The organism is uncultured Thiodictyon sp., from assembly GCF_903828115.1.
In the GTDB taxonomy this organism is placed as follows: Bacteria; Pseudomonadota; Gammaproteobacteria; order Chromatiales; family Chromatiaceae; genus Thiodictyon.
Genome location: NZ_CAIKKU010000552.1, coordinates 1 through 2,753, shown reverse-complemented (window position 1 = coordinate 2,753; position 2,753 = coordinate 1). Strand labels below are relative to the sequence as shown.

Sequence of the window (2,753 nt, the reverse complement as noted above, 5' to 3'; positions counted from 1 at the left end):
GGGCTGGAACTGGATCGGATTCTGGGGCATGGCCGCGTCCTCGCCGGTGGGTTACCTTAAGTATGGACCCCCAGGCTCAAATTTGTGAGGCTAACGACCGCCGACCGATCGCCGGCTGAGTTTCGACGCTAATCACCTAGAAATTTTTCGTGGGACAGGCGACAGGGTAGCTGACTGGTCACAATCGAAAAAGGTGAAACGCGATTACGCGGAGATCTCCCGGTGGAGCTTTCAAACATTCATGGCTGGACCGGCTCAGGGCCCCCAGATCGGCGATCCCCAGGCCGATCAGGCGCACGGGCTTGCCCTGCCAACGGCCAGCCTCGTACAGCGACCAAGCGGCGGCGAACAGGGTGCGGGCGTCGTCGCTGTGTCGCGGGAGCCGCCGCTGCCGGGTGTGGGTCTCGAAGCCGCAGAAGCGGATCTTCAGCGTCACGGTACGCCCCGCGAGCCCCTCCTGCCGGGCCGCGGCGGCGACCTCAGACGCCAGGTCGCGCAGGGTGTCGCGCAGGACTGCCTACCGGCCCTTGGGGATAAGTCAGGTAGATCCTCAAGTGTGTTGGTGTGCCACTCGCCTTGCCGGCGGTCTGGATGCGCTTGGAGCCGCCGCCGAGCCAGGATGGCTGCGGTGTCGCGCCCTGCGCCTGACAGCACGCGCCTCAGTCAGTCCCCTTGGGCGTCTGGTAGAGGAAGGCATAAATCGTCGCCGCCATCTGTTGATAGCCCTCGGCATTTGGGTGGATGTTGTCGGCACACAGCTCCGGTCGGCTCAAGATCTCCGAAAATACCTTTTCGACGAGCGGCACACCGTCTTCCAGGGCCAACTCCCGGTAGATCGGCGCGTCGCTCTTGGCGCCGGACAGGATCCCAAGCAGCGAGACTTGCGGCACCGCCACGAGCACCGCTTGCGCGCCGCTCTGCCTCACGGACTGGACGATGCGGCGCATATCGGCTTTGACGGCGGCTTGTGGTCGCCGTCGCAGGAAGTCGTTGCCGCCGATTTCGATGACGACCAGGGCCGGTTGGTACTGGGTCAGCACCGCTTCGATGCGATCCCTGGCGTGCTCGGCCGTATCGCCGGGGACCCCGGCATTGACGACCGTCCAGCCGCTGAGCTCCGCCAGCCGACTGGGCCAATCCTCCCCCGAAGCAGCGCCGGTGCCAAACGTGACGCTGTCGCCGAACGCAACCACGGTCGCCTCTGGCGGGATGGGCGTCGGCGTCGGCATCCGGTCGCAGGCATTCAGAAACCAGGCGAAGAGCAGGACGGCAAACAACGCTCGCAGGCGCATCAGTCGCCCTCCTTCGACACGTCCAGCGGCTCAATGGGGTCGCGGCCGCCGTTATGCGGGCTATTGAGGCGGTCACTGACCGAATAACGTTCCAAGATGTCCTCTGTCTGCACAGGGCGTCAGTAAGGCATGGCTGAGTGCCAGTGGCCAAACGGCGAGCGCGCGCCATCCGGGTCGTAGGGTGCCCAAGCGGACTTCTGACCTTCGCAATGAGTGCTCGCGGGCAACCATTGGTAGACGTCGTCGCGATGCTACTCGAAGGCAAAGATCGTCTTCCAGTCATCCTTCATGCTGATGACCACCCAGCCCTGCTGCTTCGCCTGGTCGTACAGTGCCTGGGGGAAGGTACCGATCTTGGTATCGGGCAGCCCCTGCGCCGGGCCATAGGCGTATTCCCGCCGCGCGTCGTCGTGCAGGACGATCATCGACAAACGCGCACCCTCACCGGCCTTGGTGTATTCAAGCATCTGAGCATCGCCCCCGGAGTTGCCGAAGGCGGCCTGCGGACGTCTGCCGATCATCAAATGAATCGCCTCCGGCTTGCCGGGCCCGTCGTCGTGCAGGAGCAGCTTCGGCTCCTTGGTGAGCACCGGCGCGCCGTCCTTCGCATAGCCGTATTTGGTCGCATCCGCGGACCCGATCACCTGCGCGGGCGAGATGCCGTAGGTGCCATCACTGTAGGCCCGCACGAAGTCCTGACCGCCGCCCGTGACGATGTAGGTCTGGTAGCCGCTGCGGCGCAGCAGCCGCAACACCTCCTGCATGGGCAGATAGGTCAGTTCGGTGTAGGGGCGTTTCCACCGCGGGTCGCGGGCCTCGCTGATCCAACGCTTAACGTCGGCGTTGAACGCGTCGACCGACATGCCGGTCAGGGTCGCTGCCGCAATCTTCGCCAGGTCCTTCTCATCGAGCGTCGCGATGGCCGCCCGGTCGCCCGCCAGGAACCTCATCACGGTCTTGAACGGCTCCTCCTGCGCAAGCGCCGGGTTCGCCTTGACCAGCGCCGGGACCCGCTCCAGGCAGTACATCACCTGCGTGTAGATGGGGTGGGAGACCCACAGGGTGCCGTCCTGGTCGAAGGTGGCGATACGCTCCGGCGGCGGTACGAAGGTCGGGCTCGCCGGGTCGGTGGTCGCCTGCACGAAGGAAAGGATGGCCTGCTTGGTCGGCCCCTCGTTCCAGGAAGGCAACGGATCGGCCTGGGCGCGCACGCCGGTGCCGAGGGTAAGGAGCACCCCCACGGCGAGGATGCGGGCAGCCGTTGAGAGACGACGAATGAGCGTCATGATGGCCTCTTGCTCCGGGTCAATGAGACTGTACTTATACTCTAAATAGTAATAATCTGGGATTTTCTAATGCGCTGGAATTTTAAAGAAAACAGGGTTTCCATCTCGCTCTTGCATTGAGTATTTGCCTCGCTCAAGCAGCTTAATATTGCGTTCTTGAATTTCGGAAAATCCT

General features: G+C 63.7%; 3 protein-coding genes. All 3 read right to left on the bottom strand.

Annotated features, from left to right (window positions below; all coding sequences use genetic code 11):
• Positions 1-178: 178 nt before the first annotated feature.
• The gene (locus QZY48_RS20565; RefSeq protein WP_295434676.1) at positions 179-490 is read right to left on the bottom strand and encodes a hypothetical protein; all 312 of its coding nucleotides are present in this window, start codon (positions 488-490) and stop codon (positions 179-181) included.
• A 169-nt stretch (positions 491-659) separates the two neighbouring features.
• Entirely contained in the window at positions 660-1,292 is a 633-nt protein-coding gene (locus QZY48_RS20560; protein WP_295434675.1) for an arylesterase, read from the bottom strand.
• Positions 1,293-1,543: 251 nt separating this feature from the next.
• Positions 1,544-2,578, bottom strand: coding sequence for an HAD family hydrolase (locus QZY48_RS20555; protein WP_295434673.1), 1,035 nt, complete (start codon positions 2,576-2,578; stop codon positions 1,544-1,546).
• Positions 2,579-2,753: the final 175 nt, after the last annotated feature.